The 25253-nt window shown below is 70.6% G+C and carries 24 protein-coding genes; 9 read left to right on the top strand and 15 right to left on the bottom strand.

The features are described 5' to 3' along the window. Positions 1-78: 78 nt before the first annotated feature. The 6 genes from OHA73_RS27020 to OHA73_RS26995 form a co-directional block, all read right to left on the bottom strand. A complete protein-coding gene (locus OHA73_RS27020) occupies positions 79-1362 on the bottom strand; it encodes an LCP family protein (RefSeq protein WP_327656346.1) in 1284 nt (427 codons plus the stop codon). After that, entirely contained in the window at positions 1359-3464 is a 2106-nt protein-coding gene (locus OHA73_RS27015; RefSeq protein WP_327656345.1) for a bifunctional polysaccharide deacetylase/glycosyltransferase family 2 protein, read from the bottom strand. The genes OHA73_RS27020 and OHA73_RS27015 overlap by 4 nt, the downstream gene beginning before the upstream one ends. A gap of 303 nt (positions 3465-3767) precedes the next feature. Further along, the gene (locus OHA73_RS27010; protein WP_266713473.1) at positions 3768-4454 is read right to left on the bottom strand and encodes an ABC transporter ATP-binding protein; all 687 of its coding nucleotides are present in this window, start codon (positions 4452-4454) and stop codon (positions 3768-3770) included. A 46-nt stretch (positions 4455-4500) separates the two neighbouring features. Next, positions 4501-6003, bottom strand: a complete 1503-nt coding sequence (locus tag OHA73_RS27005) for an ABC transporter permease (RefSeq protein WP_327656344.1) — start codon at positions 6001-6003, stop codon at positions 4501-4503. Positions 6004-6179: 176 nt separating this feature from the next. After that, positions 6180-7439 (bottom strand): L,D-transpeptidase, encoded by a 1260-nt coding sequence (locus OHA73_RS27000; protein WP_327656343.1) that lies wholly within the window; start codon positions 7437-7439, stop codon positions 6180-6182. 232 nt (positions 7440-7671) lie between these two features. Continuing rightward, complete coding sequence (locus OHA73_RS26995; RefSeq protein WP_327656342.1) at positions 7672-8010, bottom strand: hypothetical protein; 339 nt, start codon at positions 8008-8010, stop codon at positions 7672-7674. Between the two features lie 60 nt (positions 8011-8070). Here OHA73_RS26995 and OHA73_RS26990 point away from each other — a divergent pair, with 60 nt between their 5' ends. After that, on the top strand, positions 8071-8403 hold the full coding sequence (locus OHA73_RS26990; protein ID WP_266713465.1) for a hypothetical protein: 333 nt from the start codon (positions 8071-8073) through the stop codon (positions 8401-8403). 42 nt (positions 8404-8445) lie between these two features. Here the strand turns inward: OHA73_RS26990 and OHA73_RS26985 are convergent, their stop codons facing one another. The 4 genes from OHA73_RS26985 to OHA73_RS26970 all read right to left on the bottom strand — a co-directional run bounded on the left by OHA73_RS26985 (position 8446) and on the right by OHA73_RS26970 (position 12720). Continuing rightward, positions 8446-9618: a GGDEF domain-containing protein gene (locus OHA73_RS26985; protein ID WP_267069421.1), complete on the bottom strand. Its 1173-nt coding sequence runs from the start codon at positions 9616-9618 to the stop codon at positions 8446-8448. A gap of 119 nt (positions 9619-9737) precedes the next feature. Beyond that, positions 9738-10541, bottom strand: a complete 804-nt coding sequence (locus tag OHA73_RS26980; RefSeq protein WP_327656341.1) for an enoyl-CoA hydratase/isomerase family protein — start codon at positions 10539-10541, stop codon at positions 9738-9740. A gap of 41 nt (positions 10542-10582) precedes the next feature. After that, on the bottom strand, positions 10583-11719 hold the full coding sequence (locus OHA73_RS26975) for an adenylate/guanylate cyclase domain-containing protein (RefSeq protein ID WP_266713459.1): 1137 nt from the start codon (positions 11717-11719) through the stop codon (positions 10583-10585). Between the two features lie 128 nt (positions 11720-11847). Continuing rightward, a complete protein-coding gene (locus tag OHA73_RS26970) occupies positions 11848-12720 on the bottom strand; it encodes a biotin--[acetyl-CoA-carboxylase] ligase (protein WP_267069423.1) in 873 nt (290 codons plus the stop codon). A gap of 158 nt (positions 12721-12878) precedes the next feature. Here OHA73_RS26970 and OHA73_RS26965 point away from each other — a divergent pair, with 158 nt between their 5' ends. The 4 genes from OHA73_RS26965 (at position 12879) to OHA73_RS26950 (ending at position 15565) form a co-directional block, all read left to right on the top strand. Further along, positions 12879-14483: an acyl-CoA carboxylase subunit beta gene (locus OHA73_RS26965; RefSeq protein WP_266713454.1), complete on the top strand. Its 1605-nt coding sequence runs from the start codon at positions 12879-12881 to the stop codon at positions 14481-14483. Positions 14484-14493: 10 nt separating this feature from the next. After that, positions 14494-14700: an acyl-CoA carboxylase subunit epsilon gene (locus OHA73_RS26960; protein WP_327656340.1), complete on the top strand. Its 207-nt coding sequence runs from the start codon at positions 14494-14496 to the stop codon at positions 14698-14700. A gap of 76 nt (positions 14701-14776) precedes the next feature. Next, positions 14777-14905, top strand: a complete 129-nt coding sequence (gene mmpB, locus OHA73_RS26955) for a morphogenic membrane protein MmpB (protein ID WP_266713450.1) — start codon at positions 14777-14779, stop codon at positions 14903-14905. Between the two features lie 48 nt (positions 14906-14953). Beyond that, entirely contained in the window at positions 14954-15565 is a 612-nt protein-coding gene (locus OHA73_RS26950; RefSeq protein ID WP_266713448.1) for a nucleoside triphosphate pyrophosphatase, read from the top strand. Here OHA73_RS26950 and OHA73_RS26945 read toward each other — a convergent pair. Continuing rightward, a complete protein-coding gene (locus OHA73_RS26945; RefSeq protein WP_327656339.1) occupies positions 15537-16016 on the bottom strand; it encodes a hypothetical protein in 480 nt (159 codons plus the stop codon). The genes OHA73_RS26950 and OHA73_RS26945 overlap by 29 nt on opposite strands. A 434-nt stretch (positions 16017-16450) precedes the next feature. Here OHA73_RS26945 and OHA73_RS26940 point away from each other — a divergent pair, with 434 nt between their 5' ends. Next, positions 16451-18223, top strand: a complete 1773-nt coding sequence (locus OHA73_RS26940) for an acetyl/propionyl/methylcrotonyl-CoA carboxylase subunit alpha (protein ID WP_267069425.1) — start codon at positions 16451-16453, stop codon at positions 18221-18223. Positions 18224-18349: 126 nt separating this feature from the next. Here the strand turns inward: OHA73_RS26940 and OHA73_RS26935 are convergent, their stop codons facing one another. Further along, complete coding sequence (locus tag OHA73_RS26935) at positions 18350-19063, bottom strand: hypothetical protein (RefSeq protein WP_266713442.1); 714 nt, start codon at positions 19061-19063, stop codon at positions 18350-18352. Positions 19064-19163: 100 nt separating this feature from the next. Beyond that, positions 19164-20168 carry a helix-turn-helix transcriptional regulator gene (locus OHA73_RS26930; protein WP_327656338.1) on the bottom strand — a complete coding sequence of 335 codons (1005 nt, stop codon included), beginning with the start codon at positions 20166-20168 and terminating at the stop codon, positions 19164-19166. Positions 20169-20308: 140 nt separating this feature from the next. On the opposite strand from OHA73_RS26930, the gene OHA73_RS26925 reads away from it, so the two are divergent. Beyond that, the gene (locus OHA73_RS26925; RefSeq protein ID WP_327671427.1) at positions 20309-20887 is read left to right on the top strand and encodes a TetR/AcrR family transcriptional regulator; all 579 of its coding nucleotides are present in this window, start codon (positions 20309-20311) and stop codon (positions 20885-20887) included. A gap of 179 nt (positions 20888-21066) precedes the next feature. Here the strand turns inward: OHA73_RS26925 and OHA73_RS26920 are convergent, their stop codons facing one another. Together OHA73_RS26920 and OHA73_RS26915 are read right to left on the bottom strand one after the other, a co-directional pair. Next, positions 21067-22026, bottom strand: a complete 960-nt coding sequence (locus tag OHA73_RS26920; RefSeq protein ID WP_266713438.1) for a DeoR/GlpR family DNA-binding transcription regulator — start codon at positions 22024-22026, stop codon at positions 21067-21069. Positions 22027-22200: 174 nt separating this feature from the next. Next, positions 22201-23649: an NAD(P)H-quinone dehydrogenase gene (locus OHA73_RS26915; RefSeq protein ID WP_327656337.1), complete on the bottom strand. Its 1449-nt coding sequence runs from the start codon at positions 23647-23649 to the stop codon at positions 22201-22203. A 185-nt stretch (positions 23650-23834) separates the two neighbouring features. On the opposite strand from OHA73_RS26915, the gene OHA73_RS26910 reads away from it, so the two are divergent. Together OHA73_RS26910 and OHA73_RS26905 are read left to right on the top strand one after the other, a co-directional pair. Then, entirely contained in the window at positions 23835-24272 is a 438-nt protein-coding gene (locus tag OHA73_RS26910) for a gamma-glutamylcyclotransferase (protein ID WP_266713434.1), read from the top strand. Between the two features lie 138 nt (positions 24273-24410). Beyond that, complete coding sequence (locus tag OHA73_RS26905; RefSeq protein ID WP_266713432.1) at positions 24411-25235, top strand: purine-nucleoside phosphorylase; 825 nt, start codon at positions 24411-24413, stop codon at positions 25233-25235. Positions 25236-25253 lie beyond the last annotated feature (18 nt).

The following is a 25253-nucleotide window of genomic DNA, read 5'->3' as shown; positions in this document are numbered from 1 at the left end:
CCCCCAGCCAAGCACCGGCGCTCCGCTGTAGCCAGGGCCGGGGTTGCGGTTTCGGGGCTCTGCCCCGGACCCCGCGCCTCAATCGCCGGCGGGGCTTGATCCGGTCACCGGGCGGTCCTCCCTGAGCTCCGTGAACAACCGGTTCGCCTTCTGCCTGTCCCAGAGGATGGCGCTGCCCTTGGACGTGGCGAAGCCCAACGTGCGCACAGGTACGCCCAGTTGCCTGCCCTGGCCCGAGGACACCCCCTTCATCGCCTTGAACAGTCGGGTCAGCTCCGGAACCCCGGTCGACTTGTCCACGATGAGTGTGTCCAGGCCCGCGCCCGCGGTGCCGTACATGGTCGACGGGTTCATCAGCACCCCGGGCGACGACGCCTTCTTGGCCAGCGCGGAGAGGAACTTCTGCTGGTTGCGGGAGCGGCCGAGGTCGCCCTCCTTCTCCTGGTGGCGCTGGCGCACGAAGCCGAGCGCCTCGCGCCCGGTCAGGTTGTGGCAGCCCTTGGCCAGGTCGAGCCCCGACTTGTCGTCGACGATGTGCCGGTCGACGCACATCGGCACGCCGCCGACCGCGTCGACGATGCCGACGAACCCGGCGAAGCCGATCTCCGTGTAGTGGTTGATCCGCAGCCCGGTGTTCGACTCGACCGCGCGGACCAGGAGTTCGGGGCCGCCGAGCGAGAACGCCGCGTTGAGCTTGTTCTTCGCCGGCTTGTGGTGGATGCCGGTCTTCGGGTCCACGTACGGCGGGATGGTGACCCAGGAGTCCCGCGGCAGGCTGGTGAGGGTGGTGCCGTGGGCGCCGGTGTGCAGCACCATCATCGAGTCGGTGCGGCGGCCCTCGGAACCGAGCGACGAACCGGTGTGCAGGTTCTTGGTCTGCTTCTCGCTGAGGCCCTCGCGGCTGTCGGAGCCCACGATCAGGTAGTTCGTGCCCTTGCCCGGCGCGGCCCTGCTCGGCAGCGACGCGAGGTCGACCTCCCCGTCGAGCCGGGTGCCCGCCCATACGTACGTCCCCGCGCCCGCGAGCAGCACCAGCAGCACGAGCAGGCACAGCCCGCGCACCACGAGCCCGAACTTGGTGCGCCGCCGCTTGCGCTTGGGCTCGCGCTCGCTGCGCTTGTACCCGCCGTCGGCCCGCCCGCCGGGCCTGTTGGCCGGCACCGGGTCGAACGGGTGGTGCTCGACCTCGTACGAGTGGGGCTCGGGGGCGTACTCGTACCCGTGCCCGTACTGATCCACCTCGTACGGGTTCTGCTCCACCTCGTACGGATGCTGCTGCCCGTCGTACGGGTGCTGCTCCGCCTCGTACTCGCCGTACGGGTAGGGCGTCGGGGTGTGTGCACTGGGGTTCAGGGTCGTCACCTCGCGACCGGCAGGTCCGGCTCTTCGGCCGTCCTGACGATGTGCTGGGCCGCCGCGGCGGCCGTTCCGGAACGGTGCATGCGCTGCCACTTCAACCGGCTGCCGCCCACGAAGGCCACCACGGACTGGATGACCACGAGGTACATCAACTGCCGGTACACGAACAGCTGGAAGGGCAATGACCAGAGCGTGCGCCTGCGCTCTCCGTCGAGCTTCAGAGCGTACGCCGCGACGACCATCTGGAGGGCGAGAAAGCCCACCCAGGCCACCACGGACGTGGTCGTGTCACCGGCGAACACGGCGCTGTAGAACATGAAGACGTCGATCATCGGGGCGAGGAGCGGCAGCACGACCTGGAAGAGGAACAGGTAGGAAAGGCCGCGCCGCCCGAAGCGGCCCGCGGGCCCGACCTCCAGGACCGCGCCCCGGTGCTTCCACATCGCCTGCAGGGTGCCGTAGCACCAGCGGTAGCGCTGGCGCCACAACTGCCGCAGGGATGTGGGTACTTCGGTCCAGGCGATGGCCGTCTCCTCGTACACGACCCGCCAGCCGGCCCGCCACAGCGCCATCGTGAGGTCGGTGTCCTCGGCGAGGGTGTCCTCGCTCAGGCCGCCGACGCCCATCAGCGCGTCGAGCCGGAAGGCGCCGATCGCGCCGGGCACGGTCGTCATGCACTCCAGGACCTCGAACATCCGGCGGTCCAGGTTGAACCCGAAGACGTACTCCAGGTGCTGCCAACGGCCGAGGAGGCGCTTGCGGTTGCCGACCTTGGTGTTGCCGCTGACCGCGCCGACGGCCGGGTGGGCCAGCGGCTGGACCAGGCGCTGGATCGCGTCGGCCTCGAAGACGGTGTCCGAGTCGATCATCACGACGTACGGGCAACGGGTGTACTTCAGGCCGTGGTTGAGGGCCGCGGCCTTGCCCGAGTTGGGCTGGCACAGCACCTGCACGCGCGCGTCACGGGCCGCGTACTCGCTCGCGATCTGCACCGTGCGGTCGCTCGACCCGTCGTCGATGACGATGATCTGCATCGGCTGGTGGGTCGAGGCGAGCAGCGAACGCAGCGTCGCGCCGATGCCCGCCTCCTCGTTGTACGCGGGTACGAGCACGGTCACCGGATCGCGGATCTCGCGCAGCCAGGGCGAGCCGGGACGGAACCGCTCAAGGCGTCTGACGTGCGCGCGGGCGAACAGCACGAGCACGAGCAGGCGCAGCACACCGAGGCCCGCGGCCGCGAGGAGCACCCACGAGATGGCCGAGACGAAGCTGCGGCCGAGGGTCTGGAACCAGATCAGGCCCTGCCCGAGCCAGCGCACGGGCGCAGCCACCTCCTCCGTCGCCCGCTGGTTGGTCTGCGCGCCCTCCGTGATGGTGGCGAAGTTCCTGGCCTGCGGATTCGCCAGCAGCTTCGCCGTCTCGCGGTAGCCGAGCGAGGTCTGGCTGAGCTGGCGCACCAGGCCGTCCCTGACCCGCTGCCCGGAGTGGTCGGCCGCGACCAGCGTGTAGCCGTCGGCGGACGCCGCCTGCGCGGCGGGCCACTCGCCGCCGCACATCGTGGCGACGGTGGTGGTCATCGGCATCCGCAGGAGTGTGGTGTGGAAGCCGCCACTGCCCGCGAACGCGCTCTGGGTCAGCCCCAGTTCGAGCTTGCTGCGCACCTTGGACGAGCTGCCCATGTCGGCGCCCGTGTAGGTGTTGGAGCCGATGTCGTGCCCGTCGGCCCTGATCCGCTCGACCAGCTTCGGATACTGAGCGGCCTTGGCGCCGTTGAGGAAGAACGTGGCGTGCGCGTGATGCTTCTTGAGCAGCGCGAGCAGCTTCGGCGTCGCCTTCGGGTAGGGGCCGCCGTCATAGGTGAGCGCGACGGTGCCGGGCCGCATCGAGGCGCTGTACACCCGGCCGCCGTCGATGGACAGCACCGGGCCCGCGCCGGAGGCCGACGCGGGCACGGGCTGCGTGCAGGCAGGCTTCGTCCTGGCGCCGTCCACCTCGTTCTGGGTCCAGCCCTGGAAGAGGAGGGCGCCGAAGAGCACCGGCAGGGTGAGGGCGAGCAGCAGCCAGTGCGCCCGCGGGTCCCTTGCTTGTTTGTGCCGTGCCCCCATCAGGCGACGGCGCCGGCGTCGCCGCCCGGCCGACCCCGGTCCCGGTCCTGGCCCCGACGAAGCGACCACATTCGGTGCCCGTTCTCCACGTTCCACTCACACATGGGAGGCGAGTGTATTGATGCGGCCTTCCGGGAATTGGGGCATTGGGAAACATCTGGGACTGGTGTGGCACGTGACAAACGGCACACCTTCCGATTCGAGCACAACCCTTTGCCCAAAACGTGTTCACTTCGACGACACCTGTGAGGCGTCCGGGTCGGGCCGGTCCGGGCACACCGGTCCGGATCACGCCGGTCCGGGTCAGGCCGCCGAGGCGTTCTCCGTGACCGTGATCCGCCCCTTGCTGATCGTCGCGAGGCGGGGCGCCTTCCGTGCGATCGCCGAGTCGTGGGTGACCATCACGAACGTCAGGCCGTGCTCCTTCCAGCGTTCCTCCAGTACGTCCATGATCTCGTCGCGCATCGACTCGTCGAGGTTGCCCGTGGGCTCGTCGGCGAGCAGCACCTTCGGGTTCTTCACCAGGGCCCGCGCGATGGCGACACGCTGCTGCTGGCCGCCGGACAGCTCCGCAGGCAGATGCCGCAGCCGCTCCCCGAGCCCCACGGACCGCAGCGCCTCCGCGGCCCGCTCCCGCCGCTCGGCGCTCTTCAGACCCAGCGGCACCAGGGCCGTCTCGCAGTTCTCCAGCGCGTTGAGCGTCGGGACGAGGTTGAAGGACTGGAAGACGAAGCCGATGGACTCGGCGCGGACCTTGGTGAGCCGGGCCTCCGGCAGCGTCGCCAGGTCGACCCCGTCGAGCACGACGCTGCCCGCCGTGGGCCGGTCGAGCCCGCCGAGCATCTGGAGCAGGGTCGACTTGCCGCCGCCCGTGGGGCCCTGGATGACGAGCCGGTCGCCGTCGCCGATGGCCAGATCGACGCCCGCCAGCGCGTCGACGGTGTCCTTGCCGCGCCGGTACTGCTTGGTCACGCCGGTGAGCTGATACATGGTGCAACTCCTGTACTACGTAAGGTGATTGGCGTTACCGGTGGTGTTACTCGACGCGGCGCAGCGCGTCCGCGGGGCGCAGCCGCGAGGCCCGCCAGCCACCGAAGCCGCCGGCGATGAGGCCGCCCGCGACGGCGAGGCCGACCGCGAGGGCGATGGTGGTCGCGGAGACGGGCGCGCTGAGCGCGATGTCGAGGGTCTTCGCCCCTCCCCCTGCCGCCTGGCGCATCATTCCGCCGCCACCGCCTCCGAAGCCCGCGCCACCGGCGCCGCCGCCCATGCCGCCACCGCCACCCGCGCCGCCGAGCTGCGCGGACAGAGTGGGGCTGATCGCGGTCACCGCGTACGCGCCCGCGAGCCCGACGGCGATGCCGAGGACGCCGCCGATCAGCCCGTTGACGACCGCCTCACCGACGACCTGCCGGGTCACCCGGCCCGACGTCCAGCCGAGCGCCTTGAGCGTGCCGAACTCCCGGACCCGCCGGGACACGGCCGAGGACGTGAGCAGCCCCGCCACCAGGAAGGCGGCGACGAGCACCGCGATCGACAGCCACTTGCCGACGTTCGAGGCGAGGTTCGAGGCGGTCGACAGGGAGCCCGAGACGGTGTCGGCGAGATCGGCGGACGTGGTGACGGTGGTGCCGTCGATGTTCTTCTGGATGGCCGTCTTCACGGCGTCGATCTGCTGCGAGTCGGTCGCCTTGACGTAGACCGTCGTCACCTTGGACTTGGCGTCCGCGAGCGTCTGGGCCTGCTTCAGCGGCACGTAGACATTGGCGGCGGCGTCCCCGCTGTCGGCGGTCGCGACGCCGATGACCTGGTACTTGGCGCCCTTGACCGTGACCTTGTCGCCGACGGCGAGCTTCTTCTCCTTGGCGTACGAGGAGTCGACGACGGCGACCTTCGCGTTCGACTCGGAGGTCTTGAAGCTGCGCCCCTTGGTGACCTTCGAGGAGGTCAGCGGGCCGAGCTTCTGCTGGGTGACGTCGGTGCCGTAGACGGAGAAGGAGTTGACGTCGAAGTTGGCGCCGCCGCCCTGGACGCGGCCCTGCGGCTGGCCGCCCTCACCGCCGCCGGGGCCGCCGCCCTGCGTGCCGCCGCCGTTGCTCTGGTCCTGCTTGAACTGGCCGCGCGTGAACTGCCCGCTGACCTTCATCACCTGAAGGCTCAGCCCGCCGACCGTGTCGGCGACGCCCTTCTGGTCGGCGACCTTCGAGACCGTGGAGTCGGCGAGGGTCTGGAATCCTTGCACCATCACCCGGTCGCTGGACTGCTCCTTCTTCCCGGAGTCGCTGTCCTTGGCGTCGAAGTTGAACTTCGGGCGGCCCGTGTCGTCGCCCGCCTTCGGCGCGCTCGCGGCCTTGGTGACGGTCATGTCCGTGCCCAGGCCGTAGAGCGACTGCAGGACCTTCCCCTGCGCCTGGGTCATCCCGGAGGACACCGAGTTGACCACGATGACGAGCGCGATCCCGAGCGCGAGCCCGGAGGCGACGACGAGCGCCGCTTTTCTGCGGCGGCGCAGCTCACGCCGGAGATAGGTGAAGAACATCGAAGCCTCGCCGATGACGGCCCACAAATACGGGCGCTGACAGGAATCAGCGGAAGCCGGAGCGTTCGATGACGCTCCGGCTCCCGCTGCGGCGAAACGGTATGGCGGTGTTGTAAGGGTTGCGTGAGGCCGTCATGAGAACGGCATGAGACCCCCGCCGGGGTATGACCGGTCCGTTACTCGGCGGAACCGGCCTTCCACTGCGACCAGTCCATGTTCCAGCCGTTGAGCCCGTTGTCCGGCTGGACCGTCTTGTCGCCGGTGTTCTTCACGACGACGACGTCGCCGACCATCGAGTTGTTGTAGAACCAGGCGCCCGGCGTGCTGTTGTCATTGGCGCCCTTGGCGTCCTGCAGACCGACGCAGCCGTGGCTGGTGTTCGCGCCACCGAAGATCGACTTGGCGCCCCAGTAGTTGCCGTGGATGAACGTGCCGGAGCTCGACAGACGCATCGCGTGCGGCACGTCCTTGATGTCGTACTCGCCCTTGCCGTCGCCGTCCTTGAAGCCGACCGTCGCACCGTCCATCCGGGTCTCCTTGAACTTCTCGGAGATCACCATCTGGCCCTCGTACGTCTTGTTCTCGGGGGAGCCCGCGGAGATCGGGATGGTCTTGACGGTCTTCCCGTCCTGCGTGACCGTCATCATCTTGGTCTTCGCGTCGACCGTGGACACCTGGTTGCGGCCGACCTTGAACGAGACCGTCTTCTGCTGCACGCCGGTCACGCCGTCCGCACCCTCGACCCCGTCCAGGTCCAGCTTCAGGGTGACCGTGGAGCCGCCCTTCCAGTAGTCCTCGGGGCGGAAGTCGAGCCGGGTGTCGTTGAACCAGTGCCCGACGACCTCCTGCCCACTGCTGGACGTCACCTTGATGCCGTCCTGCACATCGGCCTTGTTGCTGATCGCCTTGTCGAAGTTGATCGACACGGGCATGCCGACACCGACGGTCGAGCCGTCCTCCGGCGTGAAGTTCCCGATGAAGCTGTTGGCCGGGGACACCGTCGTGAACTGCGAGTTCTCGTGGGCCGCGCGGCCGTCGGAGTCCTTCGCCTCGGCGGCGATCTTGTACGTCGTCGCGCGCTCGAGCTGGTTCGTGGGCTTCCAGCTCTTCTTGTCCGCGGCGATCTGACCGTCGATCTTCGTACCGTCGGCCGTGGTCATGGTGACGTCGGTGAGCTTGCCCTTGCTCACGGTGACCTTCGCGGCACTGTTGATGCTCGCGTTGTCGGAGCCGTCCTTCGGCGCGATCTTGATGTCGGCCTCGGAGGTCTTCTTCGCCGCGGCCTCGTCGGCCTGCGCCTGCGATTCCTTCTTGCCGCCGGAGCCGCCGCCGTCGCCGCCACCACAGGCCGTCAGCACGAGCACACCGCCGAGCAGAGCGGACGCGGCCATCAGACCCTTGCGCCGCTTACCGTCCGTTATCACACGCTTCTCCATAGTCGCCGAATTTCCCGACTTCGCCGAATTCCCCTGCTGTCGACCGCCCCGAGCCCGGTCGACAGCGGGCCCAAGAGGACACAACAGTCCCCTCGTACCCAGTGAACGCCTTGACCGGTTCGTCCCGTTCCCGAAGAACCGCCGGTGTGGGCAAGGCCACGTCGGGCCCCTCACCAGGGACGACAAAACCCCGGGCAGTGGTTGCCGCCCAGGGTTCCCGTTTCAAGGACCGCTACACGCCGTCTTCCGCGTCCCCCTCCTCATCATCCTCGCCGAGGTCCCAATCCGGCGAGTCGGGGTCGTAATCGACCTGCTCGCTGGACCAGGAGGCCTGCACCAGCTCGGCCCCCGGAACATCGGCGACCAGATCGAACGGGTCCACGAGGTACGCGACCGCCTCCGCCTCGTCCTCCTCCACGGCGCTCACCGCCTGGGCCCGCCCCTCGGGCCCGGTCTCCTCGTCCTCCGCGACGCGCTGCAACGCGGCCCCGGTCAGCGCCTCCGCGTCGGCGACCTCCAGGACCAATTCCACCTTGAGCCGAACAAAACGTGACGTGTCATCAGTACTCATGGCCGGAGCGTACGACCCATTCGCCTCGTGACTTTCCTGTGACCCGCGCCTATCACTAACATGAGGGCACACGGCCAATTCGCCAGCGCCACAAGGGGGATCGCTTCCGTGTCTGCCGCACGTCGATCACTGTTCACCGCCACTGCCGCCGCGGCGCTCCTCGGCGCGCTCTGGTTCGTTCCCACAGCGACGGCGAACCCCGAGCACATCACCCATCCCGACCAGCAGCGGACCGCCACGGTGGTCACCGAGCAGTCCGACCGTCAACTCCGCCTGGCCGACACAGGGCAGGTGGACACGACGCCGTACGTGATCGGCGGTTCGGCCTTCCTCGGCCTGGGCGTCGGCTTCGTGGCGTACTCGGTGCGCAGGGGCAGGGCGTACGAGGCGTAGGAGACGTAGGAGTCCCAGGGGGTAACTGGCCCGGGGCGCGCGTCAGTTCGGGTGTCGGCGGTCGGTGCCGGGTTCCAGGCCCCTGATCCGGCGCCGTTCCCCCTCGCCCGCGGCCGGTGGCGGGGAGTCCGCGAGGCGGACGACCGGGTCGTCGAGGCCGCCGTCGCGGCCGGCCACCACGGGCTTCGCCGCGCGCAGGGCCTTCGCCTTGTACTGGGCGGCGTCCGCAAGGCGGAAGAGGCGGCGCGCGTTGTGCACCTCGCCGATCGGGTCCCCGGTCGACGCGACGCCGCACGCGACGCCGTCGCCGTGGTCCAACTCGGCGGCCCGGAAGCAGATCTCGTCGCCCACCCGGACCACCTCGTCGGCCGAGGGCCCCACGGCGACCAGCGAGAACTCGTCGCCGCCGAGCCGCGCCGCGAGCGCTCCCGGCAGCATCGCCCCGCACAGCGAGAGCACCGAGCCGAACCGTTCGAGGAGCCGGTCGCCCGCCGCATGCCCGTAGGTGTCGTTGACCCGCTTCAGGCCGTTGAGGTCGCAGACGACGAGGCTGACCACGGAGCCGTCGGCCCGGTGCCGCTCCACGGCCTCGTCGAGGCGTATGTCGACCGCGCGCCGGTTGGCGAGGCCGGTCAGGGCGTCGGTGAAGGCGAGCCGGCGCGCCTCCTCCAGGCGTTCGGTCTGCGCGATGCCGGCCGCGACGACCGCCGCGAGGACCGTGGCGAAGTCGGCGTCGAAGCGGTCGAACACCTCGGCCCCGGTCGGTCGCGCCACATACAGCTCGCCCCACGCCCGCCCGTGCAGCACGATCGGCGCGACGACGCAGCAGCCGCGGCCCCGGCGGCGCAGCGCGGCGACCCGCTGGTGGCAGTAGCCGGCCCGGGCCACGGGGCCCTCGGCCGTCTCGACCCAGGCGTCGGGCTCGCCGCCCTTGGCCCACCGTTCGTGCAGGAACTCGGTGATCTCGGGGAACTGGTGCACCGGGTAGCCCTCGCCGTCGGGGAACTCCTCCTCGCCCTCGGCCAGCTCCCCCACGTTGACGAGCACCCGTAGGCGGCCGCGCTCGCGCTCCCACATGGAGAGTGCGGCGAAGCTCCCGGACAGCGCCCGGCAGGCGCCGAGCGCGGCCGCGCGCCAGGAGTCGCGCGGGCTGCGCGCAGCGGCCATGCCCTGCGCGAGCGTCACTACGGCGCGTAGCCGGACGTCATCACCCATCACTCCAGAGTAAGGAGTTTTCCGACATTTCGGTGAATTCGGTGCGCCGATCCGGGGCTTCCGGCCAGAGGCAAGTTACTGAACGTGACGACGCGACTCGGCGCCGCGACCGGCCCCCGTCACTCGCCGGGCCACTGCGGACTGCGCTTCTCGTTGAACGCCGCCACCCCCTCGGCCCGGTCCCCGGAGAACGCCACGGACCGCCACGCCGCGTCCTCCACCTCAAGCCCCGCCCGCATGTCGAGGCCGTGCCCGAGGCGCAGCGCCTTCTTCGACGCGCGCAGGCCGACCGGCGAGTTGGCGGCGATCCGCGCGGCAAGCGCGAGCGCCTCCTCGCGATCCGCGCCCGCATCCACGACCTGGTCCACGAGCCCGAGCTCGGCAGCCTCCGCCGCCCGCACCCGGCGCGCCGTGAAGATCAGCTCGGCGGCCCGCGCGGCGCCGACGCGGCGCGGAAGGAGCTGCGTACCGCCACCGCCGGGGATCACGCCGACGGACACCTCGGGCAGCCCCACGACGGCCGTCCCGTCGGCGACGATCAGGTCGCAGGCGAGCGCCAGCTCGAAGCCGCCGCCGAGCGCGAAGCCGTGCACGGCCGCGATCGCCGGCATCGGCAGCTCAAGGACGCCCGTGTACGCGGCGCGGGACACGGGCCGCTGGCGCAGCATGTCCGCATCGGAGAACGAGTTCCGCTCCTTGAGGTCTGCGCCGACGCAGAAGGCGCGCTCGGAGCTGGAGGTGAGGACGACGACCCGGACGTCCCGGTCGCCCGCGAGCGCCTCGCAGGCGCCGGTGATCGAGCGGGCCATGTCGCTCGACACGGCGTTCATGGCCTTCGGCCGGTCGAGCACCAGCTCGGCGACCGTCCCGCCCTCATGGCGCCGCACCGCCACGAACTCCCCGAACCGCCGCTCGTCACCCATGACACGCCCCTTCGGTTAACGCCAGTTAACCGCCAAGGTTGTCAGGTGCGCCTGGTCAGCGTCCAGGGCTCCACGACGCCGAGGCCTCGCACGGGCCGCTGCCACATGGGCTGCAACGCGAACCGGTAGGTGGGCGGCTCCTCGCCGTCCTCCTTCGCCTTCTGCGCCTCGGCGGCGGCCTCCGCCTCGGAGGTGGGCGTCTCCCCGATCCTGATCAGTTCCTGGGCGAAGGCGCCGTCCACCAGCACGTTGTCCCGTGGCGCTATCGACGTGAGGCGGCTCGCGAGGTTCACGGTCGAGCCGAAGACATCGCCCATCCGCGTGGTGACCGTGCCGAACGCGATGCCGACGCGCAGCTCCGGCATCGTCTCGTCGTTGCTCATCGTCTCGATCAGGCGCAGCGCGATCTCGCTCGCGATGCCCGCGTCGTCGGCCGCGTACAGGACCTCGTCGCCGAGGGTCTTGACGAGCCGGCCGCCGTGCGCCGCGACGAGGTCCGCGGCGGTGGTCTCGAAGGCCTCGACGAGCTCGCCGAGCTCCTCTTCCTCCATACGTCGCGTCAGCCGCGTGAACCCGACCAGATCGGCGAAGCCGACGGCGAGCCGCCGGTCGACCATCTCCTCGTCGTCACCGGCCTGCACGACGCGGCCGGTCGCCGCGGCGAGCTGGCGCCGCCACACGTAGACGAGGAACTCCTCCAGCTCCGGCAGGAGCAGCTCCATCAGCGGGTACGTGACCTCGGTGCGGGTCATGCCGGGTTCCGGAGGCTCGGTGAGGCCCTCAAGGAACGAGTCGATCTGCCATTCGGCGAGCCGCGCCGTGGTCTGTCCGGTGGACCGGGCGACCTGTACGGCCATGGCCTCGCTGAGCAGCCCGGCCTCCACGAGTCCTGCGAGGCGCCGCAGCGCCAGCACGTCCGCCTCGGTCAGCGCCTTGGCCTGCCCGATGTCGGCGAACCCCATGGCCCGCCAGAACCGGGAGGCCAGCTCCATGGAGACGCCCGCACTGCGCGCCGCCTGGAACGGGGTGTATCTGCGCTCGGCCCCGAGGATGAGCCCTTCGAGCCGCAGAGCGAGGGGATCCTCGGCCTCTGCTTCTGCCTCTTCCGGTTCCGCACCTTCCGGCTTCTCGGGGTCGGTGGGAGAGCCCGTGCCGGAGCCCGAGTCGTCGACGGTCACGCCTGCTGCCCTTCCGATCTGCCGCGGTCAGGTATCGACCGGGCTCAACTCTACGGCAGCCCCTGTGCCCCACGTCACTCCGTTCGCTTCCGGGTGGCGTGGGTCCTGAGCCGCCCGGCGGTCCGTACCTACGCAGGCCGCAGATGCACGATGTCGCCCGCGCCGACCGCCTCGCGGGGGCCGTCCGCCGGCGCGATGACAAGCCGCCCGTCGCCGTCCACCGCGACCGCCTCCCCCACCAGCTCCCGGTCCCCCGGAAGAATCGCCCGCACCTGGCGGCCGAGCGTGGCACAGCCCGCCGCGTACGACTCCTGCAAACGGGAAAGCCCGGGGTCCCCCTCGGCCGCACACCACTCCACGTACCACCGCTCCAAAGAACGCAGCACGGCCCGCAGCACCGGCTCCCGGTCCACCACCTTCGCCCCGGCCAGCGCCAGCGAACCCGCCGTCGGGACGGGCAACTCGTCGGCGCGCAGCGACACGTTCAGGCCGACGCCGATCACGACGCCGTCCGCCCCGGCCCGCTCCAGGAGGATGCCGCCGGCCTTGCGCTCCTCGCCGTCGACCGTGAGGAGCACGTCGTTCGGCCACTTCAGGGCGGTGTCGATGCCGGCTGCCGAGGAGAGCGCCGTGGCCACCGCGACCCCGGTGAGCAGCGGCAGCCAGCCCCAGCGCGCCACCGGCACCTCGTGCTCGCCCGGCTTGAGCAGCACGGAGAAGAAGAGGCCCGAGCGCGGCGGCGCCGACCAGCTCCGATCGAGCCGCCCGCGCGCCGCACTCTGCTCCTCGGCGACGAGCACGGTGCCCTCGGCGACGGGTCCCGTCGAGGCCCGCCGCACCAGATCCGTGTTGGTCGACCCCGTGCGGGGCACCACCTCCACGGACGACCACAGTCCCCCTTCCCGTACCAGGGACCGGCGGAGGCCGGCCTCGGCCAGGGGCGGCCTGTCCAGGTCGGACCAGGGGTTGGCGGGTACGTCTGAACCATCTCGCGGCGTCATGCAACCCAGCCTAGGTGTGGCAAAGACCGCACTGCTGAACGGTATTCAGGCCACTACGCTACGGATCAGTAGCCCCACTCCCCTTTTTGAACCGTCCCCGAACCGCCCCCGAACCGTCCCCGTGAGCAGCGTCGAAGCAGGCAGGGAGCCGCATCCCGATGTCCGAGTTGGAACAGCCGACAGCGCAGACCGACATCCACACGACCGCAGGCAAGATCGAGGATCTGCGGCGCCGGATCGATGAGGCGACCCATGCGGGTTCCGCCCGCGCGGTCGAAAAGCAGCACGCCAAGGGCAAGTTGACCGCCCGCGAGCGGATCGAGCTGCTGCTCGACGAGGACTCCTTCGTGGAGCTGGACGAGTTCGCCCGGCACCGGTCGACGGACTTCGGCCTCGATGCCAACAAGCCGTACGGCGACGGCGTGGTGACCGGATACGGCACCGTGGACGGCCGCCCCGTCGCCGTGTTCTCGCAGGACTTCACGGTCTTCGGCGGGGCCCTCGGCGAGGTCTACGGCCAGAAGATCATGAAGGTGATGGACTTCGCGCTGAAGACCGGCTGCCCGGTCATCGGCATCAACGACTCCGGCGGCGCCCGCATCCAGGAGGGCGTCATGGCCCTCGGCATGTACGGCGAGATCTTCCGCCGCAACACGCACGCCTCGGGTGTCATCCCGCAGATCAGCCTGGTCGTGGGCCCCTGTGCCGGTGGCGCCGTGTACTCGCCCGCGATCACCGACTTCACGGTCATGGTCGACCAGACCTCGCACATGTTCATCACCGGGCCGGACGTCATCAAGACGGTCACCGGTGAGGACGTCGGCTTCGAGGAGCTGGGCGGTGCCCGCGCCCACAACTCGCGCTCCGGTGTCGCGCATCACATGGCGGGCGACGAGAAGGACGCGATCGAGTACGTCAAGTCGCTGCTGTCCTACCTGCCGTCGAACAACCTGAGCGAGCCGCCCTCCTTCCCGGAGGAGGCGGACCTCGAGCTCACCGACGAGGACCGCGAGCTCGACACCCTCATCCCGGACAGCGCGAACCAGCCGTACGACATGCGCACGGTGATCGAACACGTCCTGGACGACGCCGACTTCTTCGAGACCCAGGCGCTGTTCGCGCCGAACATCATCACCGGCTTCGGCCGCGTCGAGGGCAGCCCGGTCGGCATCGTCGCCAACCAGCCGATGCAGTTCGCCGGCTGCCTCGACATCCACGCGAGCGAGAAGGCCGCGCGGTTCGTCAGGACGTGTGACGCCTTCAACGTCCCCGTCCTGACCTTCGTCGACGTCCCGGGCTTCCTGCCGGGCGTCGAGCAGGAGCACGAGGGCATCATCCGGCGCGGCGCCAAGCTGATCTACGCGTACGCCGAGGCCACCGTCCCGCTCATCACGATCATCACGCGCAAGGCCTTCGGCGGCGCCTACGACGTCATGGGCTCCAAGCACCTGGGCGCCGACCTCAACCTGGCCTGGCCCACCGCGCAGATCGCCGTCATGGGCGCGCAGGGCGCGGTGAACATCCTGCACCGCAAGACGATCGCCGCGGCCGAGGCCGCCGGGAACGTCGAGGAGACCCGCGCGCAGCTCATCCAGGACTACGAGGACACCCTCCTCAACCCGTACACGGCGGCCGAGCGCGGCTACATCGACGCGGTGGTCATGCCCTCCGACACCCGCGCCCACCTCGTGCGCGGCCTGCGTCAGCTGCGTACGAAGCGGGAATCACTGCCCCCGAAGAAGCACGGCAACATCCCCCTCTAGGAGCCGGATCATGATGATCAAGGTCGTACGGGGCAATCCGACCCCCGAGGAGCTGGCCGCCGCACTGGCGGTGGTCCAGGCGCGCGCCGCGGCGGTCCCGGACGCCCCGGCCGCGACGGCGGGCCGGGACGCGTGGTCCGACCCGTCCCGCATCGCCCGGCACCGGTTGCCGGCGCCGGGGGCGTCGAGCTGGTCCCGTACCTACTGGCCCGCGTGAATTAGTCCTTTCGTAGCGGGGCGCCTGAGTACGCGTACTCAGGCGCCCCGCACGCGCGAGCAGCACCATGCTGTATGTGCTGTGGTCCGACCCCGATGACGAGCCCCCAGAGGAGCTCCGCGAAACGCAGGCGATGCTGCGGCGCGCGGGTTTCCTGCTGGCGCTCGCCATGGTCGTCATGTTCCTGATGCTGGGGACCGGTTAGCGCCGCCGGCCGGGAACGCACCGCGTCACCCTGGATAACCTGAGTCGCATGACTGCTCCACGCCGACTGATCCTGGCCTCCCAGTCCCCCGCCCGCCTCGGCCTGCTGCGGCAGGCCGGGTTCGCCCCCGAGGTGATCGTCAGCGGGGTCGACGAGGACGCCGTGACGGCCCCGACGCCCGCCGAACTCGCCCTCGCCCTCGCCGAGGCCAAGGCCTCCGTGGTCGCGGCGCGGCCCGAGGCGGGCGGCGCCGTCGTCATCGGCTGCGACTCCGTGCTCGACCTCGACGGCGAGGCGCTCGGCAAGCCGGCCGACGCCGAGGAGGCCACGGCCCGCTGGAAGTCGATGCGCGGCCGCGTGGGCACGCTGCAGACCGGCCACTGCGTCTACGACACGGCGAGCGGCCGGTACAGCTCCGGCACCGCCTCCACCGTCGTCCGGTTCGGCGAGCCGAGCGACGAGGAGATCGCCGCGTACGTGGCGACGGGCGAACCCCTCTACGTGGCGGGCGCGTTCACCCTGGACGGCCGCTCGGCCCCGTTCATCGACGGCATCGACGGCGACCACGGCAACGTGATCGGACTCTCGCTGCCCCTGCTCCGCCGACTCCTCGCCGAACTGGGCATCGGCATCACGGAGTTGTGGGCGCCGGCGGAGTAGCGGGGCCGTTCTGCGCGGGGGTGTCCCCCTCCGCGCGCCGCTCCCCCTGCTCGTGCCGGTCGTACGCCACCAGCGTCAGCACGAGCAGGGCGAGCACGATCATCATGAACACGAAGCTGGACCAGCCCACCAGGCTGATCGAGAACGCGCCGAGCAGGCCGTGCACGACGGCCACGCTGATCAGCAGGATCCGCCCGACCGTGCCCGGCGCCCGGTCGACGATCGCGGTGCGCACGAGCACGATCCCGCACAGCACCAGATAGAGCCCGAACAGGCCTCCCGCGATCCACGCGCCCACCGACATCGCCTGCGGATCGAGACCCGCCAGGGACATGTCCTGGTTGTCGACCACCAGGCCGAGGAACCAGTTCAGAAAGACAATCCCGAGCGCCTCCGCGAACAACACGATCGCCGCCACCCACGCCACCGGCCTGCGTGCCACCGGTCCCACCCACTTCCGCTGACTGTTACCGCTAGTACGGCCAAGACATCCCGAACGCTACTAACGGGTAAACCCCGGTACAAGGGTTCTGCAGAAGGCAAAGAATCATTGGGCCATTCGTAGGGACTCCACAAAGAATGCCCGCGGGCCGCAGCACGGTCTCACAGAGACCTTGGCCACAGAGGCGGGCTAGGGTTGCGGTGAAGGATCGCGCGTATCCAGGCGCGACAAGGGATTTCACGGACCCGTGAACCCCGGGTGACACTCCGTGTGGGCAAGCTCACGCCCGGGGACGGCTCGTGGGTCCGTGTCGGCAGTCCCTAAACTCAGCTTGTTTCAGTGAGTCAAGCTTCACGGTGACCCGCCGACCGCCCCGGCTCGGGCGACAACGGCCGGGGGTCCGGGGGATGCCCCCGGGAAGACACAGCAAGGAGGGAGCCATCGTGCGCAAGGTGCTCATCGCCAACCGTGGCGAAATCGCTGTCCGCGTGGCCCGGGCGTGCCGGGACACGGGGATCGCGAGCGTTGCCGTCTACGCCGAGCCGGACCGGGACGCTCTGCACGTCCGTGCGGCCGACGAGGCCTTCGCCCTTGGCGGGGACACCCCGGCCACCAGCTACCTGGACATCGCCAAGGTGCTGCAGGCGGCGAAGGACTCCGGCGCGGACGCCATCCACCCCGGCTACGGATTCCTGTCGGAGAACGCCGAGTTCGCCCAGGCCGTCCTCGACGCCGGGCTGATCTGGATCGGCCCGCCCCCGCACGCGATCCGCGACCTCGGCGACAAGGTCGCCGCGCGGCACATCGCGCAGCGCGCGGGCGCCCCGCTGGTCGCCGGTACCCCGGACCCGGTCGCGGGCTCCGACGAGGTCGTCGCGTTCGCCGAGGAGCACGGCCTGCCGATCGCGATCAAGGCCGCCTTCGGTGGCGGCGGTCGCGGCCTGAAGGTCGCCCGCACCCTCGAAGAGGTGCCGGAGCTGTACGACTCCGCGGTGCGCGAGGCGGTCGCCGCCTTCGGTCGCGGTGAGTGCTTCGTGGAGCGCTACCTGGACAAGCCGCGCCACGTGGAGACCCAGTGCCTGGCCGACCAGCACGGCAACGTGGTCGTCGTCTCGACCCGTGACTGCTCGCTCCAGCGCCGCCACCAGAAGCTCGTCGAGGAGGCCCCGGCGCCGTTCCTGAGCGAGGCGCAGCTGGAGCAGCTGTACTCGTCCTCGAAGGCGATCCTCAAGGAGGCCGGCTACGTCGGCGCGGGCACCGTCGAGTTCCTCGTCGGCGCGGACGGCACGATCTCCTTCCTCGAGGTCAACACCCGTCTCCAGGTCGAGCACCCGGTCACCGAAGAGGTCGCCGGCATCGACCTGGTGCGCGAGATGTTCCGCATCGCCGACGGCGAGGAGCTCGGCTACGGCGACCCCGAACTGCGCGGCCACTCCTTCGAGTTCCGCATCAACGGCGAGGACCCGGGCCGCGGCTTCCTGCCCGCCCCCGGCACCGTCACCAAGTTCGACGGCCCGGCAGGACCGGGTGTCCGCCTGGACGCGGGCGTCGAGTCCGGCTCGGTCATCGGCCCGGCCTGGGACTCCCTGCTCGCCAAGCTGATCGTCACGGGCCGCACCCGCAAGGAGGCCCTGCAGCGGGCCTCGCGCGCGCTCGCCGAATTCGAGGTCGAGGGCATGGCCACCGCCATCCCCTTCCACCGCAAGGTCGTCACCGACCCGGCGTTCGCCCCCGAACTGACCGGCAGCGAGGACCCGTTCACGATCTTCACCCGCTGGATCGAGACCGAGTTCGTCAACGACATCCCGCCGTTCGCCACCCCGGCACCCGGCGAGGAAGAGGACGAGGCGGGCCGCGAGAACATCGTCGTCGAGGTCGGCGGCAAGCGCCTGGAGGTCTCCCTCCCGGCCGGCATGGGCATGTCCCTGGCCCGCACCGGCCTCAACGCCGGCGCCAAGCCCAAGCGGCGCGCCGCCAAGAAGTCCGGCCCGGCGGCCTCCGGCGACACCCTCGCCTCCCCGATGCAGGGCACGATCGTCAAGATCGCGGTCGAGGAGGGCCAGGAGGTCAAGGAGGGCGACCTCGTCGTCGTCCTCGAGGCCATGAAGATGGAACAGCCCCTGAACGCCCACAAGTCGGGCACCGTCAAGGGCCTGTCCGCCGAGATCGGCGCGTCCCTCACCTCGGGCGCCCCGATCTGCGAGATCAAGGACTGACGCACCGACGCGTGAACGTCGAAGCGCCCGTTGAACCGGTGACCGGTTCAACGGGCGCTTCGGCGTTCAGTGTTCAGTGTTCGGCTTTCGGCGTTCGGCTTTCGGCTTTCGGCTTTCGGCCTTTGGTCAGACGCCGCGCACCCAGCCGGTGCCGTGGTGCGCGATGTCCATGGCCACCACCGCGAAGGCGACGGTCAGCAGCGCGAACCCCGCGTACGCGAACGCCGCGACGCCCGTGACCCAGCCCAGCACGTTCAGCGGCATCGCGGCCATCAGCACCCACGCCGCCCACGCGGGCACCGCGTGGCTGCGCAGCAGGCCGATGCCGAGGACGATGCCTCCGAAGACGATGCCGGCGATGAACCAGATCCCGGCGACCGCAGGCATGGCCAGGCTGTCGCCGCCGTCGAGGACCTTCACGATCGTGACCTGGTCGACCCCCTTGTCGAGGCCGGCGAGGGTCACGAAGTCGTACGAGGGCGCCAGGTTGGCGGCCGTCGCGCCGCCCCCGAACAGCAGCAACCCGGCGAGCCCCAGCTTCGGCGAGCGCGCCATGACGTACACGGAGACCAGGATGGCCGCGGCGGCCATCGCGATCCCCAGGGCCAGCCACGCCCAGGCGGCGGCCTTCTCCTGACCTTCGTTCGCGGCGATGTCGGCGACGATGTTCCTCGTCTTGTCCTCCGTCATGTCGTACGGGGACAGGAGCGAGGCGACGATGAAGAGCAGCGGCCCGAGGACGAGGACCGCGGCCGTGACGGCCCGCAGCGGCCGGATCCGTTCGGCGGCGGCTCCTGGTGCGGCGGCGGGTATGTGCGCTGGTGACGGTGTGGCGGTCATGGCGTTCCCCCTGATGCCCGTGGATGCCACTGGATTCCACCAGTGAAGCGGGCGGCCCCCGGCCGGACCAGCCGTCAATTCTGACGGGCGCCCACAGGCCTCACTCCCCCAGCAGCCCCGCCTCGCGTCCCCTTCGCAACAGCGCCGCCGTGTGCCCGGCGTCCAACTTGCGGTGCAGGGCGGCCACATATCCCCGTACGGTCGTCAGCGAGATCCCCATCGCACGCGCCGCCTCGGCGGGGGTGCGGCCGGCGTCGATGTGCTCCAGGGTGCGGTGCTCGCGTTCGGTCAGGCCGAGCGCGCGGGCGGCGGCGCGGCCCGGCGCGAGGTCCCGCAGCAGCAGGAGCCGCGGCACGTCGGGCACGGCGCACGCCACCGCCCGTACGTCGATATCGCGCGCCCGGAAGGCACGGCAGGCGCCGGGCGGGGCTCCGAGGCCGATCCGCGGGTCGCCGTCCAGGCGCGGCAGCAGCTCCGCCGCGACGGCGTCGAGCGGCCGCACCGCCCCGTTCCCGGCCACGGCGGCGACGCCCTGCCCCGGCCGCCCGGTGGACGCGAGCGCGGCGGAGAGGAGCGCGTACATCCGCTGCCGCTCGGCCAACAGGCGTTCGGCGGCCGCGAGGTGGGGCTGGGCGTAGTCGAGCAGATCCCGCTGTTCCTCGGTGAAGTCGGTGCCGCCGCGCAGCAGCGCGTAGCCCGCGACACCCGCCTCGTCCCGGGCGCTGGCGACGAGGTGGCGGTGCATCCCGAAGGGGCGGAAATCGAGGTTGTAGCAGTGGGTGCGGCGCCAGTCGCGATCGGCGGCGACGTCGCTCACCCGCCAGGCGCCGCTCGTCCCGGAGAGCAGCATGGGCCCGGTCAGCGGGTGGTCCATGGGATGGTCGTAGATGACGGCGGGGTCGGCGTGGAAGGACTCCGCGGGCAGCGCGAGTGCGCGCACGGCGCCGTCGTGGGCGGCGAAGTGGTACCACTGGGCGGCGTCGGCCGGGATGAGCCGGGCGAGCCCGCGGACCGCGTGGGAGCGCAACTCGTCCACGTCCACGGCCTCTTCGAGTTCCCGGACGAGCTGCCGTACGTCTCGCCGGCCCGCGTCACTGATGCTCATGCCGCGCTCCGGGGCGCCCTGCGCATGCGCCCTCTGCGTCGACGCTACTGCGGAAGCGATCCCTCCGCACCGCCGCGGTCCCGGCATCGGGCATCCTTGAAGTCCTGCGCACCAGGCCCGCGCACGCCCAGGGAGGCCCGATGACGACAGCCGAGCACGACCGCTCGCGCCGCATGCGCGCGGACGCGCGCCGCAATTACGAGCGGCTGCTCGCGCAGGCCCGGATCGCGTTCGCCGAGCACGGCACGGGGGCGTCCCTCGAGGAGGTGGCCCGCGCGGCCGGAGTCGGCATCGGCACGCTGTACCGGCACTTCCCCAACCGGCACGCGCTGATGAGCGCCGTCTTCGAGGAGGCGGTGAACGATCTGCTCGCCCGCTCCCGGGCGCTTCTCGACGCTCCGCAGCCCTGTACGGCGCTCGTGACCTGGCTGCGCGAGATCATCACGCACGCGAGCGAGTACCGGGGTCTTTCCCGCGCCCTCATGTCGGCCTCGCAGGACGCGAGTTCGGCACTGGCCCGGTGCAGCGATCCGATGCGGGAGGCGGGGCAGGCGTTGCTCTCGCGGGCGCAGCGGGCGGGGGCGGTGCGGCAGGACGTCTCCATGGGTGACCTCCTGCAGCTCACGAACGCGATCGCCCTCGCGGCGGAGGAGACTCCGTCGGACCCGGGATTGGCGGATCGCCTGCTGCGATTGACTCTCCGCGGGATCACCAGTTGACCGGCAACGGAGTTGCGCTCTCGGGGGCTCTGCCCCCGGACCCCCGCTGCTCAATCGCCGCAGGGGCTCCATATACCTGCACCGGCTGACCGACTCCGCCAAATACAGCCCCTGCGGCGTTTGAGCAGCGGGGTCCGGGGCGGAGCCCCGTGGCCGAAACGCCGGACGGGCGAAATGAATTAGCGGCGGCGGAGATCGGCCACTCTGGCCGTCCGCTCCGGCGGAGTGTCCAACGGGGCCGAGCGCAACGGATGGTTACCGCCCGGAAGCTGACCACGCCGCTGGCCCGGCAGCGGCACATCCCGGCGCGACTGACGCGCCGGGGCGGAATCACCGCCCCCGGAAGGGTCCTCCGCCCCGGCCCCCGCGACCGCGACCTGCACCCCCTGATCGGCCAACGCCTGAAGCTCCGTGGCGGCCCGGTCGTCGTGCGCCGGCGGCTCGTCCGTCACGAGACGCGTGATCACATCGGTCGGCACGGTCTGGAACATGGTGTCCGTACCGAGCTTGGAGTGATCCGCGAGCACGACGACCTCGGACGCGGCCTGCACGAGCGCCCGGTCCACGGACGCCGACAGCATGTTGGACGTGGAGAGCCCGCGCTCGGCGGTCAGACCACTGCCGGAGAGGAAGGCGCGCGACACTCTCAGCCCCTGAAGGGACTGCTCCGCACCGCTGCCCACCAGCGCATAGTTGGAACCCCGCAGCGTGCCACCGGTCATGACGACCTCCACACGGTTGGCGTGGGCGAGTGCCTGCGCCACCAGGAGGGAGTTGGTGACCACGGTCAGGCCCGGCACACGCGCGAGCCGGCGGGCCAGCTCCTGCGTGGTCGTCCCCGCGCCCACCACGATGGCCTCGCCCTCTTCGACGAGACCCGCGGCGAGATCGGCGATGGCCGTCTTCTCTGCGGTCGCGAGATGTGATTTCTGCGGAAAGCCGGATTCCCGCGTGAATCCGCCCGGCAATACCGCACCGCCGTGCCGGCGGTCGAGGAGTCCTTCTGCCTCCAGTGCGCGCACGTCCCGCCGTACGGTCACTTCAGAGGTCTGGACGACGCGGGCGAGCTCACGGAGCGAAACCGCTCCGTTGGCTCGCACCATTTCGAGGATCAATTGACGACGTTCTGCAGCGAACACGAAACTGACAGTAACCCCAACGACCGTCTGGTTTCAGCAGTTTGCGCCGATTTACCGATTCTGTTCGCACAGGAACCACCGGAGTGGTATAGGTGCGGCGGGGCGCCTATCCAGCCCGCCTATGCCCCCTGCATGGGCCGCAACTCACCGTGACCTGCGGCCCGTTGGCGAAAATCAGCCCTCTTCGGCGATCTTCCGCGTGTGCAACTGCCGCGCCACTTCGGCGATCGATCCCGACAGCGAGGGGTACACGGTGAACGTGTTCGCGATCTGCTCGACCGTCAGATTGTTGTCGACCGCGATCGAGATGGGGTGGATCAGTTCCGAAGCGCGCGGCGCGACGACCACTCCGCCGACCACGATCCCCGTACCCGGACGACAGAAGATCTTGACGAAGCCGTCCCTGATGCCCTGCATCTTCGCGCGGGGGTTGCGCAGCAGCGGCAGCTTGACGGCGCGGGCGTCGATCTTGCCCGAGTCGACATCGGCCTGCGTGTAGCCGACGGTCGCGATCTCCGGGTCGGTGAAGACGTTGGACGAGACCGTCTTGAGGTTCAGCGGCGTGACCGCGTCGCCCAGGAAGTGGTACATCGCGATGCGGCCCTGCATCGCGGCGACGGACGCGAGGGCGAAGACCCCGGTCACGTCACCGGCCGCGTACACGCCGGGAGCGGTGGTGCGGCTGACCTTGTCGGTCCAGATGTGGCCCGACTCCTTGACCTTGACGCCCGCTTCCTCCAGGCCGAGGCCCTCGCTGTTGGGGACGGCGCCGACCGCCATCAGGCAGTGCGTACCGGAGATGACCCGGCCGTCGGAGAGCGTGACCTCGACGCGGTCGCCGACGCGCTTGGCGGAGGCGGCGCGGGAGCGGGCCATGACGTTCATGCCGCGGCGCCGGAACACGTCCTCCAGGACGGCGGCGGCGTCCGGGTCCTCGCCGGGCAGCACGCGGTCGCGGGAGGAGACGAGGGTGACCTTGGAGCCGAGCGCCTTGTAGGCGCCCGCGAACTCGGCACCGGTGACACCGGAACCGACCACGATGAGCTCCTCGGGGAGCTCGTCCAGGTCGTACACCTGCGTCCAGTTGAGGATCCGCTCGCCGTCGGGCTGCGCGTCGGCCAGCTCGCGCGGGTGGCCGCCGGTGCACAGGAGCACGGCGTCGGCGACGAGGGTCTCCTCGTTGCCGTCGGCCGCGGTGACGATCACCTTGCGGGAGCCGTCGAGCGCCTGCTGGCCGTCCAGGCGGCCCTTGCCGCGCAGCACGCGCGCGCCCGCGCGGGTGACGGAAGCGGTGATGTCGTGGGACTGGGCGAGCGCGAGGCGCTTCACACGGCGGTTGACCTTGCCGAGGTCCACGCCGACGACGCGGGCCGGGCTGTCCGGGTCGGGGGTGTCGTCCTCGACGATGATGCCGAGCTCTTCATAAGAGGAGTCGAAGGTGGTCATCACCTCGGCCGTGGCGATCAAGGTCTTCGACGGTACGCAGTCGGTCAGCACCGACGCCCCGCCGAGGCCGTCGCAATCGACGACGGTCACCTCCGCGCCGAGGGACGCGGCCACCAAAGCCGCCTCGTATCCGCCAGGTCCGCCACCGATGATCACGATCCGAGTCACATGCCCCATTGTCCCGCACGCTTCAAGGCCGCACCGAGCCGGGGCCCCCGTCCGGGCACCGCGCGGGCCCGGACTGCGCATATCCCCTCCTGGGAGCCGCACTCCTCCCCACATAAGCCGCGCTCCTCCCCACTTAAGAGGGGTGCTTCGGTTACTCACGAGACATGTGGTCCGTCTGACGTAGTCTCGGTCCCATGTCGCTCTACGCCGCGTACGCCGGCAATCTCGACCCGCGGCTCATGACGCGCCGCGCCCCGCACTCGCCGCTGCGCGCGACGGGCTGGCTGAACGGCTGGCGGCTCACGTTCGGGGGCGAGCACATGGGCTGGGAGGGCGCACTCGCCACCATCGTCGAGGCGCCGCGTTCACAGGTCTTCGTCGCGCTGTACGACATCGCCCCGATGGACGAGGAGTCGATGGACCGCTGGGAGGGCGTCGGCCTCGACATCTACCGGCGGATGCGGGTCCGCGTGGACACCCTGGAGGGCGAGGAGCCGACGTGGCTCTACGTACTGAACGGTTACGAGGGCGGCCTCCCCTCGGCGCGGTACCTGGGCGAGATCGCCGACGCGGCCGAGTCCGCGGGCGCGCCGCACGACTACGCGATGGAGCTGCGCAAGCGGCCCTGCTGAAGGCGTGCTGAGGGCGTATCGAGAGCGTGCTGAAGCGCTTCCCGCTCCCCCGTTCGTCGGAAACGACAAAGCAACGATCCTCAGGACGTGACCTCCGACATCTACGCGCGTAGGCAGCGACAGGCTACCCTCGTCGGCGTGAACGCTTCTCTTACTCCGGACCACGTCCTGGCCGACCCGTACGCCGCCGCCGACGCCGCCGCCGCGCGGCTGCGCGAGCTGACGGGCGCCGAGACCCACGACGTCGCCCTCGTGATGGGCTCCGGCTGGGCGCCCGCCTCCGAGGCGCTGGGCGAGCCCGCCGCCGAGTTCCCCTTCACCGAACTGCCCGGATTCACCGGCGCCGCTGTGGCAGGGCACGGCGGCACGGTCCGCTCGTACCAGGTCGGCGAGAAGCGCGCCCTGGTCTACCTGGGCCGTACGCACTTCTACGAGGGCCGCGGCGTCGCCGCCGTCGCGCACGGCGTGCGCACGGCCGCCGCAGCGGGCTGCAAGACCATCGTGCTCACCAACGGCTGTGGCGGTCTGCGCCAGGGCATGCGCCCCGGCCAGCCGGTGCTCATCTCCGACCACATCAACCTGACCGCGGCCTCACCGATCGTCGGCGCCAACTTCGTCGACCTCACCGACCTGTACTCGCCGCGGCTCCGCGCGCTGTGCAAGGAGATCGACCCGAGCCTGGAAGAGGGCGTGTACGCCCAGTTCACGGGCCCGCACTACGAGACCCCCGCCGAGGTCCGGATGGCCGGCATCCTCGGCGCCGACCTGGTCGGCATGTCCACCACCCTGGAGGCCATCGCGGCCCGTGAGGCGGGCGCGGAGGTGCTCGGCATCTCCCTGGTGACGAACCTGGCGGCGGGCCTCTCCGGCGAGCCGCTCAACCACGAAGAGGTCCTCCAGGCGGGCCGCGACTCGGCCTCCGCCATGGGCGACCTGCTGACCAAGGTCCTCGCGAAGATCTGATCCCGTCCGGTCCCCGCC

It is taken from the genome of Streptomyces sp. NBC_00483 (assembly GCF_036013745.1).
Taxonomy (GTDB): domain Bacteria; phylum Actinomycetota; class Actinomycetes; order Streptomycetales; family Streptomycetaceae; genus Streptomyces.
This window is presented reverse-complemented; position numbering and strand designations above follow the sequence as displayed.

What these genes read in the sequence shown, in the direction of transcription:
- OHA73_RS27010 (WP_266713473.1), bottom strand. Translation starts at nt 4,454, where the DNA reads ATGTATCAGCTCACCGGCGTGACCAAGCAGTACCGGCGCGGCAAGGAC.
- OHA73_RS26950 (WP_266713448.1), top strand. Translation starts at nt 14,954, where the DNA reads ATGACTGCTCCACGCCGACTGATCCTGGCCTCCCAGTCCCCCGCCCGC.
- OHA73_RS26990 (WP_266713465.1), top strand. Translation starts at nt 8,071, where the DNA reads ATGAGGGCACACGGCCAATTCGCCAGCGCCACAAGGGGGATCGCTTCC.
- OHA73_RS26915 (WP_327656337.1), bottom strand. Translation starts at nt 23,649, where the DNA reads ATGGGGCATGTGACTCGGATCGTGATCATCGGTGGCGGACCTGGCGGA.
- OHA73_RS26930 (WP_327656338.1), bottom strand. Translation starts at nt 20,168, where the DNA reads ATGAGCATCAGTGACGCGGGCCGGCGAGACGTACGGCAGCTCGTCCGG.
- OHA73_RS26980 (WP_327656341.1), bottom strand. Translation starts at nt 10,541, where the DNA reads ATGGGTGACGAGCGGCGGTTCGGGGAGTTCGTGGCGGTGCGGCGCCAT.
- OHA73_RS27015 (WP_327656345.1), bottom strand. Translation starts at nt 3,464, where the DNA reads ATGGGGGCACGGCACAAACAAGCAAGGGACCCGCGGGCGCACTGGCTG.
- OHA73_RS26910 (WP_266713434.1), top strand. Translation starts at nt 23,835, where the DNA reads ATGTCGCTCTACGCCGCGTACGCCGGCAATCTCGACCCGCGGCTCATG.
- OHA73_RS27000 (WP_327656343.1), bottom strand. Translation starts at nt 7,439, where the DNA reads ATGGAGAAGCGTGTGATAACGGACGGTAAGCGGCGCAAGGGTCTGATG.
- OHA73_RS26970 (WP_267069423.1), bottom strand. Translation starts at nt 12,720, where the DNA reads ATGACGCCGCGAGATGGTTCAGACGTACCCGCCAACCCCTGGTCCGAC.
- OHA73_RS26995 (WP_327656342.1), bottom strand. Translation starts at nt 8,010, where the DNA reads ATGAGTACTGATGACACGTCACGTTTTGTTCGGCTCAAGGTGGAATTG.
- OHA73_RS26985 (WP_267069421.1), bottom strand. Translation starts at nt 9,618, where the DNA reads ATGGGTGATGACGTCCGGCTACGCGCCGTAGTGACGCTCGCGCAGGGC.
- OHA73_RS27005 (WP_327656344.1), bottom strand. Translation starts at nt 6,003, where the DNA reads ATGTTCTTCACCTATCTCCGGCGTGAGCTGCGCCGCCGCAGAAAAGCG.
- OHA73_RS26960 (WP_327656340.1), top strand. Translation starts at nt 14,494, where the DNA reads ATGATGATCAAGGTCGTACGGGGCAATCCGACCCCCGAGGAGCTGGCC.
- OHA73_RS26965 (WP_266713454.1), top strand. Translation starts at nt 12,879, where the DNA reads ATGTCCGAGTTGGAACAGCCGACAGCGCAGACCGACATCCACACGACC.
- OHA73_RS26925 (WP_327671427.1), top strand. Translation starts at nt 20,309, where the DNA reads ATGACGACAGCCGAGCACGACCGCTCGCGCCGCATGCGCGCGGACGCG.
- OHA73_RS26935 (WP_266713442.1), bottom strand. Translation starts at nt 19,063, where the DNA reads ATGACCGCCACACCGTCACCAGCGCACATACCCGCCGCCGCACCAGGA.